This window comes from Bacillus sp. SRB_331, from assembly GCF_003264175.1.
GTDB lineage: Bacteria > Bacillota > Bacilli > Bacillales > Bacillaceae_G > Bacillus_A > Bacillus_A mycoides.
The window spans coordinates 51170-74835 of the sequence record NZ_NADV01000044.1; the positions used below are offsets into that span (position 1 = coordinate 51170).

Here is a 23666-nt window from a genome sequence, read left to right on the forward strand (position 1 = left end):
ATGTTACCAACAACTTCATAAATCATACACTCTCGCCTAAAACGTGAGATAGAGGTTGCAACGCTTATAAGTATTCTAAAGGAGACACAGAGATGTCTATGATTTTAGAGGAAAGGAAGTGTTGCCGAAATTGATAAATTTCTCTGCATTTATCAATTGGGGCTGTTTTCGAATAGAAACAGAACTGTCATATGTACAGACGTGTACGTATGAAGAGCTATCTACAAAAAAGAGATATCATTTTTATGATATTCCTTTTTTGGCGGTTTTTTTATTAGCTCCGTTTTCTGTTTCCCTTTTCCTGTAACAGCACCATCCTCACTTATTTGAGATGGTGTTTTTTGTTTTTCTCTCTGGTAACTACAGGAATATTGGGATTTGTATATGTCCTAACCTATTCTTAAAAATGGACGAAAGAAGGAATTCGTAATGGAAACGATTGTACAAAAATTTGGCGGTACTTCTGTCGGAAGCGTCGAACGCATTCAACATGTAGCAAATTTAATTATTGAAGAATATGAACGAGGACATAGTATTGTCTCTGTCGTTTCAGCAATGGGAAAAAGTACGGATAAACTTGTAGCACTTGCTAACGCTATTACTGAAAATCCAAGTAAACGTGAAATGGATATGCTCCTATCTACAGGAGAACAAGTAACTATTTCATTATTAACAATAGCACTACAAACAAAAGGTTATAACGCAATTTCATTAACAGGATGGCAAGCTGGTATTACGACAGAATCTGTACATAGTAGTGCACGGATTACTGACATTAACACCACTCGTATTCAGTCTCACCTTACTGAAGGCACGATTGTTATAGTAGCTGGTTTCCAAGGAATAAGTGAAGAAAATGAAATTACAACGCTTGGCCGCGGTGGTTCTGATACAACTGCTGTCGCATTAGCTGCTGCACTAAAAGCAAAAAAATGTGATATTTATACGGATGTGACCGGCGTATATACGACTGATCCACGAGTTGTACAAGATGCTTATAAATTAGATGAAATTTCTTATGACGAAATGTTAGAGCTTGCCAACCTCGGTGCTGGCGTATTACACCCACGCGCTGTTGAATTTGCTAAAAATCATAATGTAATTTTAGAAGTTCGCTCAAGTATGGAACAAGAAAACGGAACAATTGTAAGGGGAGAATGTAACATGGAACAACAATCAATCGTTAAAGGTATTGCATTTGAGGATAATATTACACGTGTCACAATTAAAGGATTAGAACAAGGTGCACTTTCAACAGTTTTCTCTACATTAGCAGCAGCACATATTAATGTAGATATTATTATTCAAAGTATTACAAATGAAGGAACTGTTCACCTCTCCTTCTCGATCCATTCTAATGATTTAAGAGAAACATTAGAAGTATTGGAACAAAATCAAGAAGCACTTCACTATGGATCTGTAGAACATGAAAATCATTTAGCAAAAGTATCAATTGTAGGATCTGGTATGGTATCTAACCCAGGAGTTGCTGCAAATATGTTCACTACTTTAAAAGAAGAAGATATTCATATTAAAATGGTAAGTACATCAGAAATTAAAGTGTCCGTCGTTATTGACCGCCTTCATTTAGTAACAGGTGTCGAGGCGCTGCATCAATCATTTATGGCGAAAATTGAGCCTTTAGTGCAGATGAGTTAATTCCCACCAGTAAAACTTAAAACAAATTATACGAATCTATTTCCTTCTTATATAAATAGAAATAGGGTGGGAATATTTTGCGGGGAAGTCGAAGTTCTTTTATCAAATAGCAACTACAGTATCAAATTCTTGAAACTACTTGAAATGATAGTATTCACGAAATAAAGTTCGCGTATATTTCAATAGTAGAAAGTTTACGAAGTGTTTTTTGTTAACAAGTTGTTATATGACATACCCGAAAACACCTTGTCACATTTTCCTACACTGTGACAAGGTGTTTTTTGTTTAGAAGAGATTCTAGTATAATTATGAGGATAATTAGATAATAAATTTATACATATAAGGAGATAAAGACAATGACAAAAAACAAATTACTAAGAATGGACAATATCAGCATCGTTGTAGAATCACTTGATAACGCAATCTCTTTCTTCAAGGAGATTGGCTTGAACCTCGAAGGGCGAGCTACTGTCGAAGGTGAATGGGCTGGTCGCGTAACTGGACTCGGTTCTCAGTGCGTAGAGATTGCTATGATGGTTACGCCAGATGGTCACAGCCGAATTGAACTTTCGCGATTTCTCCCCCCACCTACTATAGCAGATCACCGGACAGCTCCTGTAAACGCCCTCGGTTATCTGCGCGTCATGTTCACCGTCGAGGACATTGACGAAATGGTATCCAGACTTACTAAGCATGGTGCTCAGCTCGTTGGAGAAGTAGTTCAGTATGAGAACTCGTATCGACTCTGCTACATTCGTGGAACCGAAGGAATTCTAATCGGTTTGGCGGAACAACTCAGTAACAAATAAGTAAGTGACGTTTTATAAAAGGCCTTTACTGAAATATACATTACTGAAGTAAAAATATTTGAAGAAAATTCTTATTCAATAAAACTTAGATTTTCAACCCCGTCCTAACTTTAGAACGGGGCTATACTCGTTTGAGCTTTTAAAATTAAATAACTTTATTATCATTTTACACATAGATTTCAAGACTCTATACAAACAGCTTTTTAACATATTACTTATATCTAAAAATCGTTATAAAACAATTAGATTATTCGCAATACCTTTTCCTAGGAAATATAACGGACTCTTCTCACTTCTTATCATATATATCTTTTCCTTTAAATAACGAGCGAAATTCATTTAAAATAACTTTCTTCACGTCGGAATAAAAGACCATCATGAATAGCGCAGCCCCTAATAAAATCTCTTGAATTCCTTCGTAATCAATGAGAGCACTCATAATTAGCAAACCAAATCCAATATAAAAACCAAACTCATTCTCTTTCTCAAAACCCTCATCTTCTTCATCAATATGTATTTTCTCTTTAAAGTTTTGATTCTCTTTTATTAATTCATCGAGCGTAACGTTGTACATTTCGCTCAATAAAATTAAATTATCAATGTCAGGGTAACTTTTATCATTTTCCCACTTATCCCGCTTTAACAGGCACTAAATCCCATCGTAGCTTTTAAATAAATCAAGGAAGCCAGATGGGATTAACTGCCTATAAAAGCCCGATTGGTTCAACTAATAATCAGTGGGATAAATCGCTCCACTGATTAAAGTTTCACTTTATACACCGCTTGCCTAGTTACACCGATTTTCTTTGCGACATCCTCTTGTGAAAATCCTTTTGATTCTCGTAATTTTTTTAATTGTTCTCCCAAGTTCATAACGTCCCCTCCTTTAACAAATTATTACATAAAAGGAGATGAAAAAGAAAGAAACTATTAGTGACACTCACTGTAAACCACCAGTTTACACAATAAAAAAGGGAGAGTAACTCTATTTTCGAGCCACTCTCCCTCTCACTTATATTAAAACAAATGAATGTTTTCTTTCTTGCAAGCTTCACGTAAATCATCAGGCCATACAGAAGATTGAACTTCACCGATATGTGCTTTACGTAAGAAGTACATACACATTCTTGATTGTCCAATACCACCACCAATTGTTAATGGTAGTACGTCTTCTAAAATACCTTTATGGAAATCATACTCACGTTTGAAGTCTTCACCAGTTTTCGTTAATTGCTCATCAAGTGCTTTACTATCAACACGAATTCCCATTGATGATAATTCGAACGAAGCTTGTAGTACTGGGTGCCAGAATAAAATGTCACCGTTTAATTTCCAATCATCATAATCGGACGCGCGTCCATCGTGCTTTTCACCTGAACGGAGTGCATCACCAATTCCAATAATAAAGACTGCACCGTGTTCTTTCGCAATTGCATGTTCACGATCTTTCGGTGTTAATTCTGGATATTTATCTTCCAGTTCTTGAGAAGTAATGAAAACAATTTCTTCTGGTAAATACTTTCCAAGGAACGGATACTTTTCAAATAAGTGATTTTCCAATTCTTTGAATATTCCATAAATTGTTTGTACTGTTTTTTGTAAGTAATCGATAGTACGCCATTCTTTTTGAACGATTTTTTCCCAATCCCATTGGTCAACATAAATGGAATGCGTTGCATCAAGTTCTTCATCACGACGAATCGCGTTCATGTTTGTATATAAACCTTCACCAGCTTCATATCCGTATTCATGTAATGCAAATCTTTTCCACTTCGCTAGTGAATGTACAATTTCTAATTCTTCTCCTGAATGTAACATATCAAATTCAATTGGACGTTCTACACCGTTTAAGTGATCGTTTAATCCTGATTTCTTCGTTACGAATAATGGTGCAGATACGCGGAATAGTTCAAGGCGCTTTGCTAATTGATCCTCGAAAAATGTTTTAACTTCCTTAATTGCGATTTGAGTCTCTCTTACTGTCATTAATGATTGATACATGGTGGTTTCCTCCTAAAATGTTTGGATGTTGTGAAAAGAAGCCAACAAAAAAAGCCCTTCTTTCCCAAAAAACTGGGACGAAAGACTTTGGTTCCGCGGTACCACCCAAATTAGCAACAGAGGTTGCTCACTTATACAATACGGAGATTAAAAAATCTCGATACTGTTCTTCTTGTAACGGCGAAGTTCCCGGCTAAGTCTACTTTCCTATAAAGGATTTCGGTTAGCGACTCCAGGAGGTTCTTCATAATAGGCTTCGTATCAGGCTCACACCGTCCCTGACTCGCTTAAACTACATCCTACTACTACTCGTCCTTTCATAGTCGTTTTATTGTCACATCTCTGAAACATTTTATTAATGATTATTCTATACAAAAAATCGATAAAGTCAACAAAAAGTTTTAAAATATTTTTCAATTCTTTATTTTATGCCTTTACCGACTGTTCTTAATATAACATTTTTATTTCCTTTGTCTCTTCAATCCAAAAAACATTTCACTAATTGAAACTAACATATATACAACAACTAGTGTGATTGTTCGAAATATAGAATCCGCAGTATTTCTTATTATTTTCATTTTCTTTATAATTCCTTTCAGTTTACTCGCAATTTCATGATATACTATAGCATTCAAGCAGTTTGTTTTTATTTAAAGCAAGCATAGTCATTTATCGATAGTATTTTTCTAAAACATTGGCTATTATCAAATCAGATTTTTTATATAACGGAGTGATCATATGAGTAAAACGAAAGCAAAACCGAAAAAAGGTGTAGGACAAGGTACAGGAAGTAAAGGATGGAACCGTTGGCAATCAAGTGCGAAAAAGAAAGCTGCAAAACCATACAAAAGTAAAGGTACAAAGAAATAAAATAAATAGTGGGAGACGAACAACTCCCACTATTTAAAGTTTCACTTTATCTCTTTACTTTGTACAAAACAAAATATAATTATTACAACAAAAAAGCTATGCTTTCATCTCTATGAAAGCATAGCTTTTTCCATATTAAATCATAAGAATATCGCGGATTTCTTCCTCCGTAATAGAAGATAACTTCTCTTCTCCCGGCTCGATAATTTCAGCGATTAAATTTTTCTTACTCTCTTGTAACTCGTGCATTTTTTCTTCAATTGTTCCATGTGCTACTAACTTAATCACTTGCACTGTATTTTTTTGTCCCATTCGATACGCTCTATCCGCTGCTTGTTGTTCAACAGCTGGATTCCACCACAAGTCGTACAATATAACTGTATCTGCACCTGTTAAATTTAGTCCTGTGCCACCTGCTTTTAACGAAATAAGAAATAGATCCCCTTCTCCTTCGTTAAACCGATTGCATAGCTCTACACGTTCTTGCGCTGGTGTACTCCCGTCTAAATAAAAGTATGGAACTGCTTGACGATTTAATTCACGTCCGATTATCGAAAGCATCTTCGTAAATTGGGAAAAGATAAGAATTCTCTTTCCTGTACTTCTACATTCCTCCAAAATTTCTAGCAGCTGATCAAATTTAGCTGAACTACCTTTATAGTCATCAACAAACAAAGCAGGATGACAACAAATTTGCCGTAGTCTCGTTAAACCAGCTAAAACCCGAATTTTATTTTTACGTAACGTATCTTTATCCAAATGTTTTAACGTTTCTTCTCTTAACTTTGCTAAATAAGCTGCGTAAAGCCTCTTTTGATCTGGTAAAAGTTCTGATGATTGTAAGTGCTCTATTTTTTCTGGGAGTTCGTGTAATACATCTCCCTTTAACCTTCTTAACACGAAAGGTTTTACCCGCTTCGCAATATCTTCACGTCTTAAATCGCCGAACTCTTTTCTTCCTGGTAATAATTCTGGGAAGACAACGTGGAAGATAGACCATAGCTCTTCTAATGAATTTTCTACAGGTGTTCCTGTTAATCCAAAACGGTACTCCGCCTGAACTGTTTTTACCGCTCTTGCAGTTTGCGTCGTATGATTTTTAAATGCTTGTGCTTCATCAAGAAATAGCGTATGAAATGGCTGCGCATATAACCTTATATCTCTTCTCAGTAAAGGATATGACGTAATTACTACATCAAATTTCGTTACATCTTTTAAAAGATTTCGGCGCTCTTCTTGGTTTCCATCTGCAATAACAGCTCTAATATGCGGAGTGAATTTTTTCAACTCGCTAAGCCAGTTATAAACGAGGGAAGACGGAGAAACAACTAATATAGGCAGTTTTTTTTCTCGAATCTCAGGCAAAACAGAATCTATAAAAGCAATACTTTGCAACGTTTTCCCAAGTCCCATATCATCAGCTAAAATGCCGCCAAAACGATAATAGGCAAGTGTTTTCATCCACTGGAATCCGTATGTTTGATACTCTCTCATTATCGCATCTAAGCCACTTGGCACCGCAAACTTCAGCTTTTTAGGGTTTTGAATGTTCTCTACCAATTCTTGAACGGACTCATCTAAACTTAATACGTTTCCTTCTTGCAGTGAATTCATCCATTTCACACTACGAATAAGAGGGACATCTATTTCTTCGCCCTTTAAAAATTCTTTTCGAATACTAGATTCTTTTATAAACTGATTAATATCATTAAACTCTTTACTCTCAAGTGATAGTAGAGCACCACTTGCTAAACGATAATATTTTCGTTTCTCCTCAAGAGCGACTAATACCCCTTTAATTTCTGCCTCTGGAATACCTTTTATATCAAAGCGGAATGATAACCAATCAATTCTCTCTTTCCTTCTAACTCTTATAAGAGGAGCTGTGTCTCCCTTATGAATTCGTAATTTGATTGCTGACGTCGCATAAATATCAACTAAACCTTTTAACGTTGGAACAGCATGATATAAAAAGTTATACTCAGCTTCTTCATTATGCATAAAATAACCGCCTTCCGTTTTCGCGAAGGCACTTTCACTCATAATGTCTAAAATCTCTTTTTCCTTTTTCTCATCACGATTAAAAACAGATGGCTGCCCATCCTCTTCTAACGGATTAATCACGACGTTTCCATAATGAAATTCGAGACCTGCTAACAAACGATTTTTCACTCGATCTAAATACAATTTTGCTTTTAGCGAAGGCGTTTCCACACAATCTGATACTACCTCATCTATTCGCACAGTTCCTAGCTTCATTAACCCTGGTACAACTTTTGCTACAAAGTGCTCCATCTTATCTGCTGGAATATACAATTGGTTACTACTAGAACGATTCATCATTTTTTGTAATTCGATAAGCCGCTTACAATCCTCAGCGTTCAACTGATACAGTTTCCCTCCAAATAGAGCATAACTATACGTATCCATTACTTCTACTTGTTGTAAGCCGTCAATATAAAGTGTAAACCCACCGTTACTCCCTTTATTAAACTCAAAATGTAAAGGAAGTAGCCCTTTTGAAATTTGTAAACCGTGAAAAGATTTTCCATCTTGATTAAGTCCCACAAACTCAACTTTAGAAAGTAAAGAAAGCATATCCTTCCATGAAGCTGGCGGTATTAAAATCATACTATCATCTTGTTTTGCATGTACTTCCAGTGTATCCTCATACATTTTTTCATTATGATAAATTTTAATGAGCTGCTGAATAATCGCATCCGTTTCTTGCCTGAAGCTATGTACATCTGGTGTGTATGTAAATTCATTGGAACAATGAAAAGTCTCTCTTTTCTCCACGTTAGAAAGAAATTCTCTAATATGATTTATAAAATATGTTTTCGCAAGTTTTAACTGAATTCCAAGAAGGGCCCCACCGCTTTTCGTCGCTACTGGTGAACATATAAACGCAACATCTAATATTTCACGTGTATCAAAACGGTGTTGTTTACTTTTTGGCCGCAGTGGTTTGTCTGCAAACAACTGAAACATCCCGCTCGTTAATTGATCATTTTCGCTCATATTTTCGGACATGCCGCCCGTTTGCTGGTTATAATTTATTTGTATTAGTACGGCTGCAACATGTTGACAGTACGTTTGAAAAGACGCTAATGAAGGACAACTACATTTCGCAACAACATCACCTTTTTTAGCTTTTTCTACTGTAACATGAAAATCTTCATTCCCTTTTACCGTTGCCTCGCAAATTTCTTTATTTTCATCATAATGATTTATTATTACTTTATTTGATTTATAATAAGCTTCACCTCTTTTATATGAGGTCTCTCCGCATACTTCTTTAATAATCGATTTATTTAATGTAAAACTCATTTTTTGACACTTCCTTAATTTAAAACCAGTTTCTCTTAACTAACATTTTACATGCTCTAAGAGAAAATATAAAATGTAGATTTAATAAAAAAAGATGCTCATTTATAAGCACCTTTTTTCACGCTATCTCCATCAACCGTTTTGCCTCAAAATACAACACTTGAATAAACTTCTTCGTATTAATACGTATATGACCAGAAGTTGCTACTTCATCCTTTGTCATTTCTGTCATTCGTTTTCTAACTACAGTGAAATCAAAAAATTTCGGAGCATAGCTTTCAAATTTCGGATTCGAAAAGTCTGTTAATCCAAGGGAAGCTAAGTGATTTAACGATTGATAAATCGCTCTACGTACCCTTTGTTCAGATGCTTTTCTCTCCTTATCTATATCTGCATCTGAAGCTATATTCTCTAATTTTCTTATAGTTATATGGTGAAAGATATCTTTTAGCGCAGGAAATCCAAATTCAAACGTTTGCTCTTTTTCTTGTCCATATAAATATTCCAACATACTAAGTAAATCTTTACTTCCATTCTCTCCTGCAATACCAAGTTCTGATAATAAATAGCGCCCTGAATCTGCTATTCTTTTTCCTTCTTGCATTGGCTCATTTCGAACTTGCGGCTGTTCCCACTTAAAAACGTTATTCAATGATTTTTGAATATCATGTATAGAGCGCTCTAAACGAATACGTTCCATTACTTTACGTACAACAGACATAACCTCAATTTTATTCAATGGTTTTGTAATATAATATTCAACACCAAGTGTATACGCCTCACCAATAAGCTGTTTCGATTCAACTTGAGAAATCATAATGATTTTCCCTGTAAAAGAGGATGCAATATGGCGAACTGTTTCAATCCCATCTCGCATTGGCATTAATAAATCAATAAATAAAATATCTACTTTTTTAAAATTTAATTGATCCGCTTCAATAAAAGCTCCATCTTCCGACTCTCCAATTACTTCCCCAAGATCGCCATCTTCAATAATTTGTGAAAGCATGGAGCGGAAAACTTCATCATCATCTACGATATAATAAAACAACTTTATTCTCCTTCCCGCTTTAAACTGCACTCCGGTAAACAAACGATAAACTTACACCCTCCGCCAGTTTCTCGGTCTTCTAATCTCACTTCTCCACCTAGCTCTGTTACCATTTCGTTTATGTAAGAAAGTCCAATACCTGTTGAAGGTGTTCCCGTTTGATCATACTTTGAAGTAAATCCTGGCTTAAATACTAATTTCTTATACTTCTGTGCAATACCAGGACCATCGTCAATTACTTCAAAGAATATATGTTTATCTCGTTTATATAGCTTAATAATAATGAGACCTCTACCCTCAATTGCTTCAACTGCATTTGCAACTAAGTTATTAAAAATGGATAAGACCGTGTACACATGATATTCTGCATGCTCACCTTCTATATGTTCCGAAAAACGTATATCTTTTTCTAACATTTCAGCGTACTTCTCATTAATTCTTACAATCATTTCCGCTAATTCATGTCCTTCTACATACTCAGCCACATTTTTATCTAATAACAGTTTAGATAGTCCTGCAAAAATTCTTTGATTATCCTTTTTGATTTCGTGCACTTCTCCTGCTATTTTTAATGCTGTTTTGCTATTTAAATCATCGTTCGCTTGTAAGTTTCGATATAGTTGATATGCTTCTTGTGTAATTAACTCAGCATTTTGTAACGTTTTTTTCAAATGGACAGATTCCACATATAAATTAGAGAGGTACATTAACATATTTTCATTTTCTTTTCGAACTTGTGATTCTTTTAACTTCGTTTCATATAAGTTCATCATATTTAAAAAACCAAGTGCAAAGAAACTACGGAAAATAGCAATAATAATTAGTTTATTCACTTCAGAAACTGTTATCGTTGTCCCCAGCACTAACATATGATAAAACGCAAGTTCAGACATACTTGCGATAATTTCAATTGTAATTCCAAGACATCCTATCACAATTGGCTTCTGATGAAACTTATTCACCCTACAAAGCGAAAAAAGACTTCCATAAATAAAATAATAAAAGAACACAGGATAACGCAAATAAAATGATTCTGTCATATGGAATGAACCTTGCAATACCCAGTCAAGACATACACGAAATAAGACTACAGATATACCTACAAGAATACCTGCAGCTGCTGCTGGCACTCTTCTTAAAAATAGTAATAGAAAGAAGAAAAGCGGTGTCCCGAAACTAACACGAAACATATCATTAAAAGGATGAAAATTCAGCTCTCCAGCAATCGGAACAACAACCATTAATATAATTAAAAGATACATATCTTTCTTCCATAATTGATTCCAATTCAAAGGTGCCACTTCCTATGCTTTTTTCAATTGTAAAAGTGAAAGCCCGCTTATAATTATAAACGGGCTTTATTTCTATATTCTAACCTTTTCTACCGCTTTTATTTGGCGATACTCCGGTTCCCATATTGCTTCTTTTACTGCAATCTTAATATCGTCATCACTTAAGTTCTCTCTAGCAACACCTTCTGCAACTGCAACTTTCGCTACTTCAATCGCAACCAGTTCAGAGATATTACGTAACTCTTCAACTTCTGGCAAAATAGGCGCTCCTGGCTGACTTGTATCTACCATACTTGCAACTGCTTCTGCTGCTGCTGCGAACATTCCATCCGTCATGACGCTTGCACGAACAACAATTGTACCAAGACCTAGTCCTGGGAAAATAAGTGCGTTATTTGACTGTCCAATCACATACGTTACACCGTTATATGTAACCGGTTCAAACGGACTTCCTGTTGCAACTAATGCTTTTCCTTCTGTCCACTCGATTAAATCTGCTGGTTTCGCTTCAGCAAGTGGCGTTGGATTCGACATTGGTAAAATGATTGGTCTTTCTACATGAGAAGCCATTTCTTTAATAATTTCCTCTTTAAATGCGCCTGCAACAGTAGATGTGCCAATTAAAATTGTCGGTTTTACATGTTTCACAACTTCAGCAAGTCCGATAGCATCATTTTGTTTCCAATCACTTACTTCAGCTTCTTTTCTTGCATATGGAATTTGAAAATCAAGAAGATCTTCCATATTATCTGTAACCAACCCATTACGGTCAATACACCAGAAACGATTATGTGATTCTTCGTCTGATAAGCCGACACGAACCATTGCATCTCTTACTTGATCTGCGATACCGATTCCAGCCGTACCAGCACCAAACACAACTACACGGTGTTCACTTAACGGTACACCAGAAGCTTTTACTGCCGATAATACAGCAGCAAGTGAAACTGCCCCTGTACCTTGAATATCATCATTAAACGTACAAACGTCATGACGATATTTATCTAAAATTTTTCGTGCATTTCGAGAACTGAAGTCTTCCCAATGTAGAAGTGCTTTCGGGAATTGTTTATTTACCGCTTGAACAAACGTATCAATAAATTCATCGTAAGCTTCACCTGTTATACGAGGGTGACGATTTCCAATATAAAATGGATTGTTTAATAATTCCTCACGATTTGTACCTACATCTAAAATTACCGGTAATACACGGCTAGGATCGATTCCAACTGCGGCCGTATATACAGCCAATTTCCCGATTGCGATGTTAATTCCACCAACACCCCAATCACCAATTCCTAATATACCTTCTCCATCCGTTACAACGACTAAATCAATGTTTTCAGCTGTTGCACCGATATTTGCAAATGCATCTTCAATACCTGATGGATCGTTAATTGATAAATAAATGCCACGTGGTTTACGGTATTCATGACTATATCTTTGAATTGCTACACCTACAGTTGGTGTATATACAATCGGTAACATTTCACGTAAATGCTCTGTTAAAATACGATAAAATAACACTTCATTTCGATCATGTAACGCTGTTAAGTATACATTCTTTAATAAATCATCCGGCTGAGAACTAAATTGTTCATATGCTCGGCGTGCTTGTTCTTCTAACGTTAAAACCGCTGGCGGTAATAACCCTTTTAAACCTAACTCTTCTCTTTCCTCTTGTGTGAAAGCTACCCCTTTATTTAAAAGTGGTGTTGATAATACTTCTGCTCCTCTTAATGTTGTTTCTAATGTACCATTAGAAGCCACTGTAAACTTACTCATAACATCCCTACCTCTATTCATATATAGCATTTCTATATTGTAAACAAAAAAGAGGGGATTGTCCCCCTCTTCTTTTAATTTTTCTTTAAAAGAGTTGCTCCTGCAATCCCTGGGTGTGTCATTTCGAATGGATCTAGAATTAACTCTAATTCTTCTTGTGACAATACACCATTTTTCACACATAGTTCTCGAACGGATTGCCCTGTCGCAATTGCTTCTTTCGCAACGCGAGCTGCTGCTTCATAGCCGATATGAGGGTTCACGGCTGTAATAATTCCTACACTCTTCTCAACGTACTCTTTTAAGCGATCTTCATTCGCTTCAATTCCTTTTAAGCAATTATCTGTAAAGGCACGGAAACCGTTATTCATAATGCTAATAGATTGAAGTAAGTTGAAAACAAGTACTGGTTCCATAACATTTAATTCTAATTGTCCTGCTTCTGAAGCAAGGCAAATGGTATGGTCGTTACCAATTACTTGGAACGCAATTTGATTAATTACTTCTGGCATAACAGGGTTTACTTTCCCTGGCATAATAGATGAACCTGGTTGACGAGCTGGTAGCATAATTTCCGCTAATCCAACGCGTGGACCTGATGCCATTAGACGAAGGTCGTTCGCAATTTTAGACATGTTCATCATACATACTTTAAGTACTGCAGATACTTCAGTGTACGCATCCGTATTTTGAGTTGCATCTACTAAATCTTCTGCACCAACAAGTGGTAGTTCACTAATTGTAGCTAAATGTTTTACAACTGCTTCAATATATTCTGGATCTGCATTTAAGCCTGTACCAACTGCAGTTGCTCCCATATTTACTTCATATAAATGTTGACGTGATTGCTTGATACGTTTCATGTCACGTTCAAGTACGCGGGAGTATGCTTTAAATTCTTGTCCAAGACGAATTGGCACAGCATCTTGTAAATGTGTACGACCCATTTTAATAACATGATCGAACTGTTCTGCTTTTAATTCAAATACATCATGCATATAACCCATTGTTTGTAATAAGCCTTCTAATGCATTTAATGTTGCAATATGAATCGCTGTTGGGAATGCATCGTTTGTTGATTGTGCCATATTTACATGACTGTTTGGACTAATATAATCATAGTCTCCCTTTTCCATTCCTAATAATTCAAGGGCACGATTGGCAATGACTTCATTTGCGTTCATATTCATTGAAGTACCTGCACCACCTTGAATTGGATCAACGATGAAATGATCATGCCATTTCCCCTCAAGGATTTCTTGTGATGCTTCTGCGATAGCACCACCCTTTTTCAATTCCAATCTTCCTACATCTGCATTAGCAAGTGCTGCCGCTTTTTTTACAATTGCTAACGCTTTAATTAAACCTTCATGAACTTTGTATCCTGTAATCGGGAAATTCTCTACTGCACGCATTGTTTGTACACCGTAGTACGCATAATTTGGTACTTCTTTTTCACCTAAAAAATCTTTTTCGATTCGTACTCCATTTTTAACTTCAGTTAATGTTGCCATGATTACTCACTCCTTAACAATCTCTTACGCTGCTTTTGTTTGTTTGACCGTTTCTACATATTGTTTTGCTTTCTCATCATCGAATTCGCCTTCCCACTTCGACATAACAATGGCAGCTAATGCATTTCCTAATACATTGACAGCTGAGCGAATCATATCTAAAATGCGGTCAATTCCCGCAATTAATGCGATGCCTTCTAGCGGTAAGCCCATTGATCCTAACGTCGCTAATACAACAACGAATGATGCACCCGGAACTCCCGCCATACCTTTGGATGTTAACATGAGAACGAATAATAGCGTTATTTGCTCCGTCAGTGACATGTGTACACCGTACATTTGTGCAACAAACAATGCCGCTAACGCTTGATAAATAGCTGATCCAGTCAAGTTAAATGTATAACCTGTCGGAATTACGAAAGAGGCAACTGCCTTTGGACAACCGAACTCTTCCATTTTTCTCATTATATTAGGTAAAACAGCTTCTGAACTTGCTGTCGTAAATGAAAGAATAAGTTCTTCTTTTAAAATTTTCATTAATGTAAAAATATTTACTCCAACCATTCGCGCATTAATACCTAATACAATCACAACGAATAGTATAACAGTTACGTATACAGCTAGCACTAGTTTTCCTAAAGGAAGTAGTGTTGCTACACCAAATTTTGCAACCGTAACAGCAATTAATGCGAATACACCAAATGGTGCGAATTTCATCACTTGATTTGTAACCCAGAACATCGCTTCGAGCACACCTTCAAAAAAGTTAAAAACAGGCTTTCCTTTTTCTCCGATTGCTGCAACTCCTAAACCGAATAGTACTGAGAAGAATATAATCGGTAATAAGTCACCTTGTGTAATAGACTCAAATATATTTTTCGGTACAATATGAACAATCGTTTCTGCAAAGCCTTTCTTCTCTGTTGCATCTGCTGTTTGTTTATAAGAAGAAATATCACTTTGCTGTAAATTACTCATATCAACGCCAGTACCTGGTTGGAATATATTTGCTGCAAGTAATCCCATTAAAATAGCAATCGTCGTAATAATTTCGAAATAAAGAATTGTCTTACCGCCCAGTTTCCCAAGCTTTTTCATATCACCTACACCAGCTACCGCAACAATTAATGCTGAAATAACAATTGGTACTACAATCATCTTAATTAAGTGAATAAATATATCCCCAATTGGTGTGATATAAGAAATCGCCGTTTTATTGCCATAAAAGATTGCCCCTACTACAATCCCTAAAACAAGCGCGACAAAAATTTGTGTTGCCAATCCGAATTTTTTCATTTATGTTCATCCCCTTCATGCGAACGCTTTCAATTTGAATTTATAAAAGCTACTCACACATCATATAAGCGAACCTACAAAATCATACAAAAACCTACAAGTTTGTCACAAAAAATTCAAATTTATTTCTTATAATATTCATTGACACTTTTTTATAAAAAAGAAATAAAATAACCTTGATAAAACATCAGATTATTTCGTATAATCTAAAAGATATACGTATTCTAAATAAATGGGGATGAAAAGGAGTGGATGTTATGAAAAATCACGTGAAGAAGTTCATCATATCTATTTCTTTTCTATTTCATTTTCTTACGAAGGAACAAAGGCATTCGCCTTTGTTCCTTTTTTATTGCAATCTATATAGGGGGAATTGTTATGAAACCATATAAACGCGTCCTAATTAAACTAAGTGGCGGCGCACTTGCTGATCAATCTGGAAATAGCTTTAACTCCAAACGATTAGAACATATCGCAAACGAAATAATATCCATTATTGACCTAAATATCGAAGTATCCATTGTCATCGGCGGCGGTAACATTTTCAGAGGTCATCTAGCTGAAGAATGGGGAATTGATCGTGTAGAAGCTGATAATATCGGTACGCTAGGTACGATTATTAACAGCTTAATGCTTCGCGGCGTTTTAACAAGTAAAACAGATAGAGAAGTACGCGTTATGACTTCCATCCCTTTTAATGCAGTAGCTGAACCATATATTCGCCTACGTGCAGTACATCATTTAGATAACGGTTATGTTGTCATATTCGGTGGTGGTAACGGGCAACCATTCGTTACGACAGATTACCCAAGTGTACAAAGAGCCATTGAAATGAATAGCGACGCCATTTTAGTCGCAAAACAAGGAGTAGACGGTGTCTTTACAAGTGATCCGAAACATAACAAATCAGCGAAAATGTACAGTAAACTGAACTATAACGATATTGTTAGGCAAAACATACAAGTAATGGATCAAGCAGCTTTATTGCTTGCTCGAGATTATAATTTACCGGCACACGTCTTTAACTTTGATGAGCCTGGTGTTATGAAAAGAATTTGTTTAGGTGAACATGTTGGGACGTTGATTAATGATGATGTTTCGATGCTTGTGCATGAAAAATAGTATTTTCCATTAACAAAGGGAGCTTTTACAGATCATCTTCTTTAGTGAAGTGCTTTAAGTGACCATAATGTTGATAGAACAAACTTAAATAAAGTGAAACTTTAATCAGTGGAGGTTTTGTCCATCCCCACTGATTATTAGCCTTCTCCAATCGGGCTTTTACGAGCATTTGATCTCCCACCTAACTTCTTTGCTTTAGCCGAATTTTGAGGTGGGAATCTTACCGCTCGTTAATGTAGGATAAATAGTCCCCTACTTTGTATAACAAGGGGACTTAAGTTTTTATCGTAAACTTATCAAGGCCCTTTATAATTTTAGAATTTCTTTATGAGAGCTCTTCTGAATCCCACACTTCAATAAATTCAAAACCTTTTAAATCACTTTGTTCAATTAAAACCTTCAATTCATCCGAAATAAAAACAGCCGTAGGATGAATTTTTCCATTTATGTAAACCTTAAAAATCATTTCATTTTGAACAGTATTATTATCAAATGCAAATTTTTCGCATCCTATTATTAAACCTGTAATCAGTTTTTTTAAAGTTGCTTTATCACTATCAATTGCATCTAGTACATTCAATACATGAACTAAATAATATATCTCACTATTTGAGTTACGTATAAGGGGTAAGAATTCCACATCAGCACCTACTATAGATTCTAATAATTCCTTTGCCTTTTCACTGACCATTAGGGCACCAATTTCTCCCCAGAAATGTGGAAAGTCACTGGCCTTTCCTTCCTCTAAACATTCAACAGGTAACTTTCTCCATGAATCTACTAGTTTTATTGTAGAGTTAAACTTCCCTTCAAAAAACTTTTTATCCTCTTTAAAATTTAATAATTGAAAAGACTCATAGTTATCTAACCCACTCTTTAACTCCCATATTTTCATACTTATTCTCCTTAATTATTCTTTTATCTTCTAAAGTAAATAGATTATTACGTAACAAAAAATCGTTTACTTCTATTTACTTTGTAATCCTAAAATATATATTGAATATTAATTATCATCTCTTTCTACACTTATTCATAATAAAAAGCTTATACAAATGCATAAGCTTTTTATTTTTTACTCTCTTAGATATGGATTCCCATTAATAATCTAATTAAATTAGATTTCTTTACGCACCCTCTTCTGAATCCCACACTTCAGTAAATTGAAAACCTTTTAATTCACTCTCTAAAATTACATTTTTGAATTGATCTGATACTAAAAGATAGTTAGGATGTACCTTTCCATTTATATTCAATTTAAAAATCGGTTCGTCCTGGACAACATAAGGAATAAATACAAATTTTTTACATCCTATTATTAAACCTGAACTTAACTTATCAAAGATTGTTTTATTAGTATCAAGTGCTTCCAACACCCTTAAAACATGCATAGCATAGTATTGTTTATTTGTTTGTTTATGAATTAATGGTAAAAATTCAACATTATCTCCTACTATAGATTCTAAAACATTCTTGGCTTTTTCACTAATTATTTGTACACCAGACTTCCCCCAAAAAATAGGGGAATCGCTTGACTTTCCTTCATCTGTTACCTCAATAAACTTAGGCGTCCATGAATCTGACAAACTCACCATAGAATTAAAACTAGTTTTAAAATATTTTTTATCCTCTTCATAGTTCAATAATTGAAAGGTTTCATAATCATCAGTCGAGCTTTTTAATTGCCAAATTTTCATACCTTTTTACTCCTTTAGAATTTAACTAGTAAGCATCTAAGATTATTTAAGTTAATTTCCGTCCAATAACTTTTCTCTTATATTAGGCAAGGCAGCAATTGACTCTGCTTAAGTACCCACCAAAGCGTTTAACTTCACTTAACAATCTGTATACTTCTATAACATACTCTGGACTACGCTTACCTATATTTAGCGTTTCAGTAGTCACATAATCGTTCATTTTACATAGGTACTTTTCAGATGAGTGAATACTACATAAATTCCTTATGTTACTTTTCATCCATGTATTAGAGAAGTGTTATTTTTAATGCTTCCTCAAGCATTGTTTTAAAATCATCATACGTGTTCATCACTGTACCAGACGGTTTATCCAGTTCATGATAAGTACCTTCAGATAAATTTTTACAGAACCATGCAATATTTGAATCTCCAAAGAAAAGATACTCTTTTTGAAATTCATTTTCATACCAAATCTCATTCATTTCTATGAATCCACAAATTTGTTCACCCTTTTCTGTTTCTAGTAAAAAAGAATCAACTCCGTAAAGGACCAATCCATCAAAATCCAAACTATTTACAGTTTTAAGAAACTCTACGTATTCACTTGGTAAATCAACATTTAATTTTTCTTTTGCATGTTCTCTTAATCTCTGAACTTCAGTATCCGTTGCAGGTGTATTCAACTTATAATTAACACTTTCCAGTATATCTTTGATTTCTAAAATTAGATCTTTCCACATATAAAAACCTCTTTCTAAATTTATTTATTCCCCTTTAGGATAGATGTTGTGTTTTGGGATAGGCCAACTTATGTCTACACTGTCACCTGGTTGTAATCCTTTGGTTAGCGTACGTTGTGTATTAGTTATAACCTTATGATATGGATGATTTTGTATCAAAGTTAAATTTTCAAATGTATTTGTTCCACCATCATCTAAGGGAAGATCATGATGTACTTGCCAGCCTTTTGGGTTGTTTCCTTTTTTCATTCTTTCTATATCAGCATCTGTGATTCCCGCTTTCCTAAATTCAACAAGCTTATCAGAGTCATTTATAATTTTAGGATTTCTTTATACGTGCTCTGCTGAATCCCATACCTCTACAAATTCGAAACCTTTTAAACCACTTTCTAAAACTGCATTTCTAAACTCATCACATACTAAAACAGTAGAAGAATGTAATCTTTGATTTAAAAATGTTTTAAATATTATCTGTCCCTCAACTCTATTGGCTAAAAATGCGTATTTTTCGAACCCAATTATTAACCCTGTACTTAGTTTTTCGAAAACTGCTTTATTGTAGTTAATTGCATCAATTGTATTTAAAACGTTTATTAGGTAATAAACTTCACCTGTAACATCATGAATTAGTGGCAGAAGCTCAACATTATTACAGATTAGAGGCTCTAATATCTCTTTTGCTTTTCTACTAATCATTGGCGTACCAAGTTCTCCCCAGAACATGGGACAATCACTATGGTTATCTCCTTCTACACATTCAACAAAAAGTTCTCCCCAAGAATCGGACATTTCAACTGCCGAATCAACTTTCCCCTCAAAATACCTTGTATAATCCGTATTTAGATTTAATAGTTGATAAGATTCATAGTTATCTAACCCACTCTTTAACTCCCATATTTTCATACTTATTCTCCTTAACTATTTCTTGTATCTTCTAAAGTAAATAGATTATTACGTAACAAAAAATCGTTTATTTCTATTTACTTTGTAATCCTAAAATATATATTGAATATTAATTACCATCCCTTTCTACACTTATTCATAATAAAAAGCTTATACAAATGCATAAGCTTTTTATTTTTTACTCTCTTAGATACGGAGTCCCATTAATAATCTATTTAATTTAGATTTCTTTACACACTCTCTTCTGAATCCCACACTTCAATAAATTCAAAACCTTTTAAATCACTTTGTTCAATTAAAACCTTCAATTCATCCGAAATAAAAACAGCCGTAGGATGAATTTTCCCATTTATGTAAACCTTAAATATCATTTCATTTTGAACTATATTAAAATCAAATGCGAACTTTTCACAACCTACTATAAGGCCTGTAATCAGTTTTTTAAAGATTGCTTTATCTCCATCAATCGCATCTAGTACATTCAACACATGGACCAAGTAATATACCTCACTAGTTGAATTGCGTAAAATTGGTAAGAATTCAACATTATCGCCTATTAAAGGTTCAAGTACTTGCTTGGCTTTTTCACTAATCATTGGTGCACCAGTTCCTCCCCAAAATTTAGGGAAATCACTATAATTATCTCCTTCAATACACTCTATATATATATTGCCCCATGAATTTGCTAAATGAGTTATCGAATTTATTTTTCCATCAATATATTTTTTGTGGTCTTCTTCAAAATTTAATAACTGGAAAGACTCATAGTTATTAAACTTACTTTTTAATTGCCAAATCTTCATATTTTCCCTCCTACATGCTCTGTTACTTACTGAAGTTTCATTACTTTGGTTGATTTAGTTTTATCCTGCCATCTAATAATCCTTCTCTGATTGTCTGGAGTGCTGCAACAGCATCAGCTTGAGTACCACCAAACTCTTTAATCTCTGTCAGTGTATCATATACTAATTCTATATACTCTGGTCCATGATTACCTATATGCATTGCCTCCGTAGTTACATATTTACTATCTATTGCTCGATATCCTGGTAAAAATACTCCGTTAACAGCAGAGTTAGGGTCTATTTCAAACTCTTTCATTAATTTTTGTATTTCCACAGCCCTACCATCGTTCCACGGTACAATATGATGTGCTGCATTATGGTATGGAGGCGGATCAATCCCAGCGTCTTTTAGTTCTTCACGTAACACTCGGGATGCCGTATAAGAATCAGGATATTCCTTTTCTACAGTTACCCTATCAAGTACTTTATCTGCATAATCCTTAATTACCTCTTGTACATCCTTAACTCTACTTTTTCTACCAGTCGTAGAAAACATAAATGTTTCACGAGCTTTTTGTAAAACTTCAAAAGTTTTTATTTGATTGCTTCCAAATCCACTCGCACCTGCAAATGCCAACCGATCTGTCAGCGGTAATTTATTTGTGAAAGAAGAGATTCCTGTAGAAAATTTTGCACCTTTAGCTAATGTCGTGACTTTACTTATCCCTTTATCACCAATAAGCCCTAATCCAACTTGTGTTAATGCATAACTTCCCCACTTAGCACGACTTTCAGCGTCTCCACTTATTACATCATTAATAAACGAATCTGACAATGTGTTCCACATAGCAGGTAAGGTTTCATCTAAATGAGTAACAGCGTACCCCATGTTCTCCCATGTTTCCCATTTACCAAGTGCCACAACACCATCTATTGTATCTTCAACAGCTTGACCCGTACCTTCTAAAATACCATCTATAATTTTTTCGGATGTAGATTTTTCGGGAGGTTTCTTGCACACCGCTCCCTCTTCCATTGATCTCTCCTTTAAAAGATTATCAACTTGACGTTTTCTTTCATCAGCAATTTCTTGAATCGAAACGGTCCAATCCATATTTAATCCTTGTGTACTAAACGTACCACTTATAGGACTAAATCCTTTCCCGCTTTGAACTTCAGCGAGGCCGGTAGTAATGCTAGCCACTAGTTGAAGAGCTGTGCTGTAGTTATTACTGGACGTATAGTTAAATTCACATAGATGATTATTTTGATTTATAAAAAATTTCAGTTATAAAACCACATTTTTTTAAGCATTCAACTAGAACTCACTTAGAACCCTTAATCAAAATAGAGACATTAGCTTAACTTTATTGTAACTACATATTGGATTTTTTACCGAGGCGCAAATGAAGGCGGAGGATCCCACCAGACCAGACTATTTTTTAACTACCAATAATAAATTATAAAATAAGAAAGAACCTTCTGTTTTTGAAGGTTCTTTCTTACTTCTCAACTTTTTGAATAAACAATACAGCTTTCTATTTACTATATTCTACATTTCCAGTATTCCAGTTAAATCATCACAAATAAAAATCAACCAATCCCGCAAATTTCTCCTTACAACGCTCCCAAAAAGATAACTTCTCAAAAAACTCTTTCGTCATTTCTTTCGAGTCATGAAAATCTTGTGTTAACGCCTCATTCACTTCTGATACGATAGATCCACCATGAATATAGAAATTCATCTCATCATTTATATAAAAGCTACGTGAAGTAAAGTTTGTAGTACCGATAACAGTTAATTCATTATCAATAAGCATTAACTTTCCATGAAACATCCCTTTTTTATAACCGTATACCGTAATCCCATTATTAACAGCTTGACGGATGTAAGGGTATGCAGCCTCTTTAATGAGAGGAATATCTGGTTTATATGACCATAGTATTTTTACTGTAACACCACGTTTTTGCGCTCCAATTAAAGCATTCATTAATTCTTTATTTTTCGCTATAAAATAAGGTGTTGTAATTACAATCGAATGCTTCGCTTGTTTTATTAACTTTATATATTTTTCAGCGACATGATGCCCATTGTAACTAACCATAGTATGTAACGTGTTCCCTTTACTAGCCTTATTCGTACTCCTCTTTATATCTTCTTTCGCATCTCGTTTCCAATCTAAAGCGAATTGCTCTTCTAAATCTTTTGCTCCTTCTCCTCTGAGTCGTACATGATAATCACGCCAGTATCCAAATTTCTTATCTTTCCCTAAATATTCATCTCCTATATTAAAGCCACCCGTATAGCCAATCTCCCCATCAATCGTCGTAATGCGGCGATGATTACGATGGTGAATTGAATAAAATCCGAATGGCAATTCTTGTTTTCTACTGTATGTAAAATGAACACCACTTTCCTGTAATTCTTTTTTCATCTTTCTTTCAAATGATAAATCATTAATTAAATCAACCGATAAATATACGTTTACTCCTTCTTTCGCTTTCTCTTTTAATAAGTTTAAAAAAGTATGGCTACTTTTATCATCCGACAAAATAAAAAAATAAGTGTAAATGGAACTTTTCGCTTCCCTTATATCAGTAAACAACTGTTTATAAAACGACTTCCCTTCTACATATAATTGAAAGTCACTATAATGAGGTGCATACTCTGTCGGCATATTTTTCCCAGCTTCCATTTTCCTTCCTAAAGTAACATCGATATGCATCCAAATTAAAATAAAAACGAAAATAGCAATAATAATAGAAGTAACTCGCAATATTTTTTTAATCATTTTGATTTCCTTCCGCTCATATT

Annotated in this window: 18 protein-coding genes, 2 pseudogenes, 1 riboswitch and 1 other annotated feature; of the genes and pseudogenes, 4 read left to right on the forward strand and 16 right to left on the reverse strand. The window is 34.8% G+C overall.

Annotated features, from left to right (window positions below; all coding sequences use genetic code 11):
• Positions 1-41: 41 nt before the first annotated feature.
• Positions 42-228, forward strand: a riboswitch (Lysine riboswitch).
• 201 nt (positions 229-429) lie between these two features.
• Positions 430-1659 carry an aspartate kinase gene (locus tag B5P42_RS25960; RefSeq protein WP_113735552.1) on the forward strand — a complete coding sequence of 410 codons (1230 nt, stop codon included), beginning with the start codon at positions 430-432 and terminating at the stop codon, positions 1657-1659.
• Positions 1660-2015: 356 nt separating this feature from the next.
• A complete protein-coding gene (locus B5P42_RS25965; protein WP_113735553.1) occupies positions 2016-2468 on the forward strand; it encodes a VOC family protein in 453 nt (150 codons plus the stop codon).
• Between the two features lie 289 nt (positions 2469-2757).
• Here B5P42_RS25965 and B5P42_RS25970 read toward each other — a convergent pair.
• The 3 genes and pseudogenes from B5P42_RS25970 to asnA form a co-directional block, all read right to left on the reverse strand.
• A pseudogene (locus B5P42_RS25970) lies at positions 2758-3099 on the reverse strand (helix-turn-helix domain-containing protein); the annotation flags it as partial.
• A 128-nt stretch (positions 3100-3227) separates the two neighbouring features.
• On the reverse strand, positions 3228-3341 hold the full coding sequence (locus B5P42_RS25975; RefSeq protein ID WP_002031128.1) for a helix-turn-helix transcriptional regulator: 114 nt from the start codon (positions 3339-3341) through the stop codon (positions 3228-3230).
• Positions 3342-3485: 144 nt separating this feature from the next.
• Complete coding sequence (gene asnA, locus B5P42_RS25980) at positions 3486-4469, reverse strand: aspartate--ammonia ligase (protein ID WP_002141235.1); 984 nt, start codon at positions 4467-4469, stop codon at positions 3486-3488.
• A gap of 70 nt (positions 4470-4539) precedes the next feature.
• Positions 4540-4799: a binding site (T-box leader), on the reverse strand.
• Between the two features lie 408 nt (positions 4800-5207).
• Between asnA and B5P42_RS25990 the strand changes: the two genes are divergently transcribed.
• On the forward strand, positions 5208-5339 hold the full coding sequence (locus B5P42_RS25990; protein WP_000047589.1) for a DUF3934 family protein: 132 nt from the start codon (positions 5208-5210) through the stop codon (positions 5337-5339).
• A gap of 135 nt (positions 5340-5474) precedes the next feature.
• Here the strand turns inward: B5P42_RS25990 and B5P42_RS25995 are convergent, their stop codons facing one another.
• The 6 genes from B5P42_RS25995 to B5P42_RS26020 form a co-directional block, all read right to left on the reverse strand.
• Positions 5475-8669, reverse strand: coding sequence for a DEAD/DEAH box helicase (locus B5P42_RS25995; protein WP_113735554.1), 3195 nt, complete (start codon positions 8667-8669; stop codon positions 5475-5477).
• Positions 8670-8787: 118 nt separating this feature from the next.
• On the reverse strand, positions 8788-9720 hold the full coding sequence (locus B5P42_RS26000) for a response regulator (protein WP_113735555.1): 933 nt from the start codon (positions 9718-9720) through the stop codon (positions 8788-8790).
• Between the two features lie 2 nt (positions 9721-9722).
• Positions 9723-11021, reverse strand: a complete 1299-nt coding sequence (locus B5P42_RS26005) for a sensor histidine kinase (protein ID WP_087946990.1) — start codon at positions 11019-11021, stop codon at positions 9723-9725.
• Positions 11022-11084: 63 nt separating this feature from the next.
• Positions 11085-12797 (reverse strand): oxaloacetate-decarboxylating malate dehydrogenase, encoded by a 1713-nt coding sequence (malS, locus tag B5P42_RS26010; protein ID WP_113735613.1) that lies wholly within the window; start codon positions 12795-12797, stop codon positions 11085-11087.
• Positions 12798-12871: 74 nt separating this feature from the next.
• A complete protein-coding gene (aspA, locus tag B5P42_RS26015; RefSeq protein WP_113735556.1) occupies positions 12872-14311 on the reverse strand; it encodes an aspartate ammonia-lyase in 1440 nt (479 codons plus the stop codon).
• Between the two features lie 24 nt (positions 14312-14335).
• Positions 14336-15607 carry a cation:dicarboxylate symporter family transporter gene (locus tag B5P42_RS26020; RefSeq protein WP_060751549.1) on the reverse strand — a complete coding sequence of 424 codons (1272 nt, stop codon included), beginning with the start codon at positions 15605-15607 and terminating at the stop codon, positions 14336-14338.
• A 378-nt stretch (positions 15608-15985) separates the two neighbouring features.
• Between B5P42_RS26020 and pyrH the strand changes: the two genes are divergently transcribed.
• Positions 15986-16729: a UMP kinase gene (gene pyrH, locus B5P42_RS26025; RefSeq protein ID WP_113735557.1), complete on the forward strand. Its 744-nt coding sequence runs from the start codon at positions 15986-15988 to the stop codon at positions 16727-16729.
• A 325-nt stretch (positions 16730-17054) separates the two neighbouring features.
• Here pyrH and B5P42_RS26030 read toward each other — a convergent pair whose 3' ends face one another.
• From B5P42_RS26030 to cls, 7 genes and pseudogenes are all read right to left on the reverse strand, one after another.
• The gene (locus B5P42_RS26030; RefSeq protein ID WP_044441576.1) at positions 17055-17624 is read right to left on the reverse strand and encodes an imm11 family protein; all 570 of its coding nucleotides are present in this window, start codon (positions 17622-17624) and stop codon (positions 17055-17057) included.
• Positions 17625-17853: 229 nt separating this feature from the next.
• Entirely contained in the window at positions 17854-18423 is a 570-nt protein-coding gene (locus tag B5P42_RS26035; RefSeq protein ID WP_113735558.1) for an imm11 family protein, read from the reverse strand.
• 287 nt (positions 18424-18710) lie between these two features.
• On the reverse strand, positions 18711-19163 hold the full coding sequence (locus tag B5P42_RS26040; RefSeq protein ID WP_044441571.1) for a YrhA family protein: 453 nt from the start codon (positions 19161-19163) through the stop codon (positions 18711-18713).
• A gap of 330 nt (positions 19164-19493) precedes the next feature.
• Positions 19494-20066 carry an imm11 family protein gene (locus tag B5P42_RS26050; protein WP_044441565.1) on the reverse strand — a complete coding sequence of 191 codons (573 nt, stop codon included), beginning with the start codon at positions 20064-20066 and terminating at the stop codon, positions 19494-19496.
• 230 nt (positions 20067-20296) lie between these two features.
• Positions 20297-20869: an imm11 family protein gene (locus tag B5P42_RS26055; protein WP_016094337.1), complete on the reverse strand. Its 573-nt coding sequence runs from the start codon at positions 20867-20869 to the stop codon at positions 20297-20299.
• A gap of 40 nt (positions 20870-20909) precedes the next feature.
• Positions 20910-22112: pseudogene (locus B5P42_RS26060) on the reverse strand (AHH domain-containing protein); the annotation flags it as partial.
• 319 nt (positions 22113-22431) lie between these two features.
• Positions 22432-23643, reverse strand: coding sequence for a cardiolipin synthase (gene cls, locus B5P42_RS26065; protein WP_113735560.1), 1212 nt, complete (start codon positions 23641-23643; stop codon positions 22432-22434).
• Positions 23644-23666 lie beyond the last annotated feature (23 nt).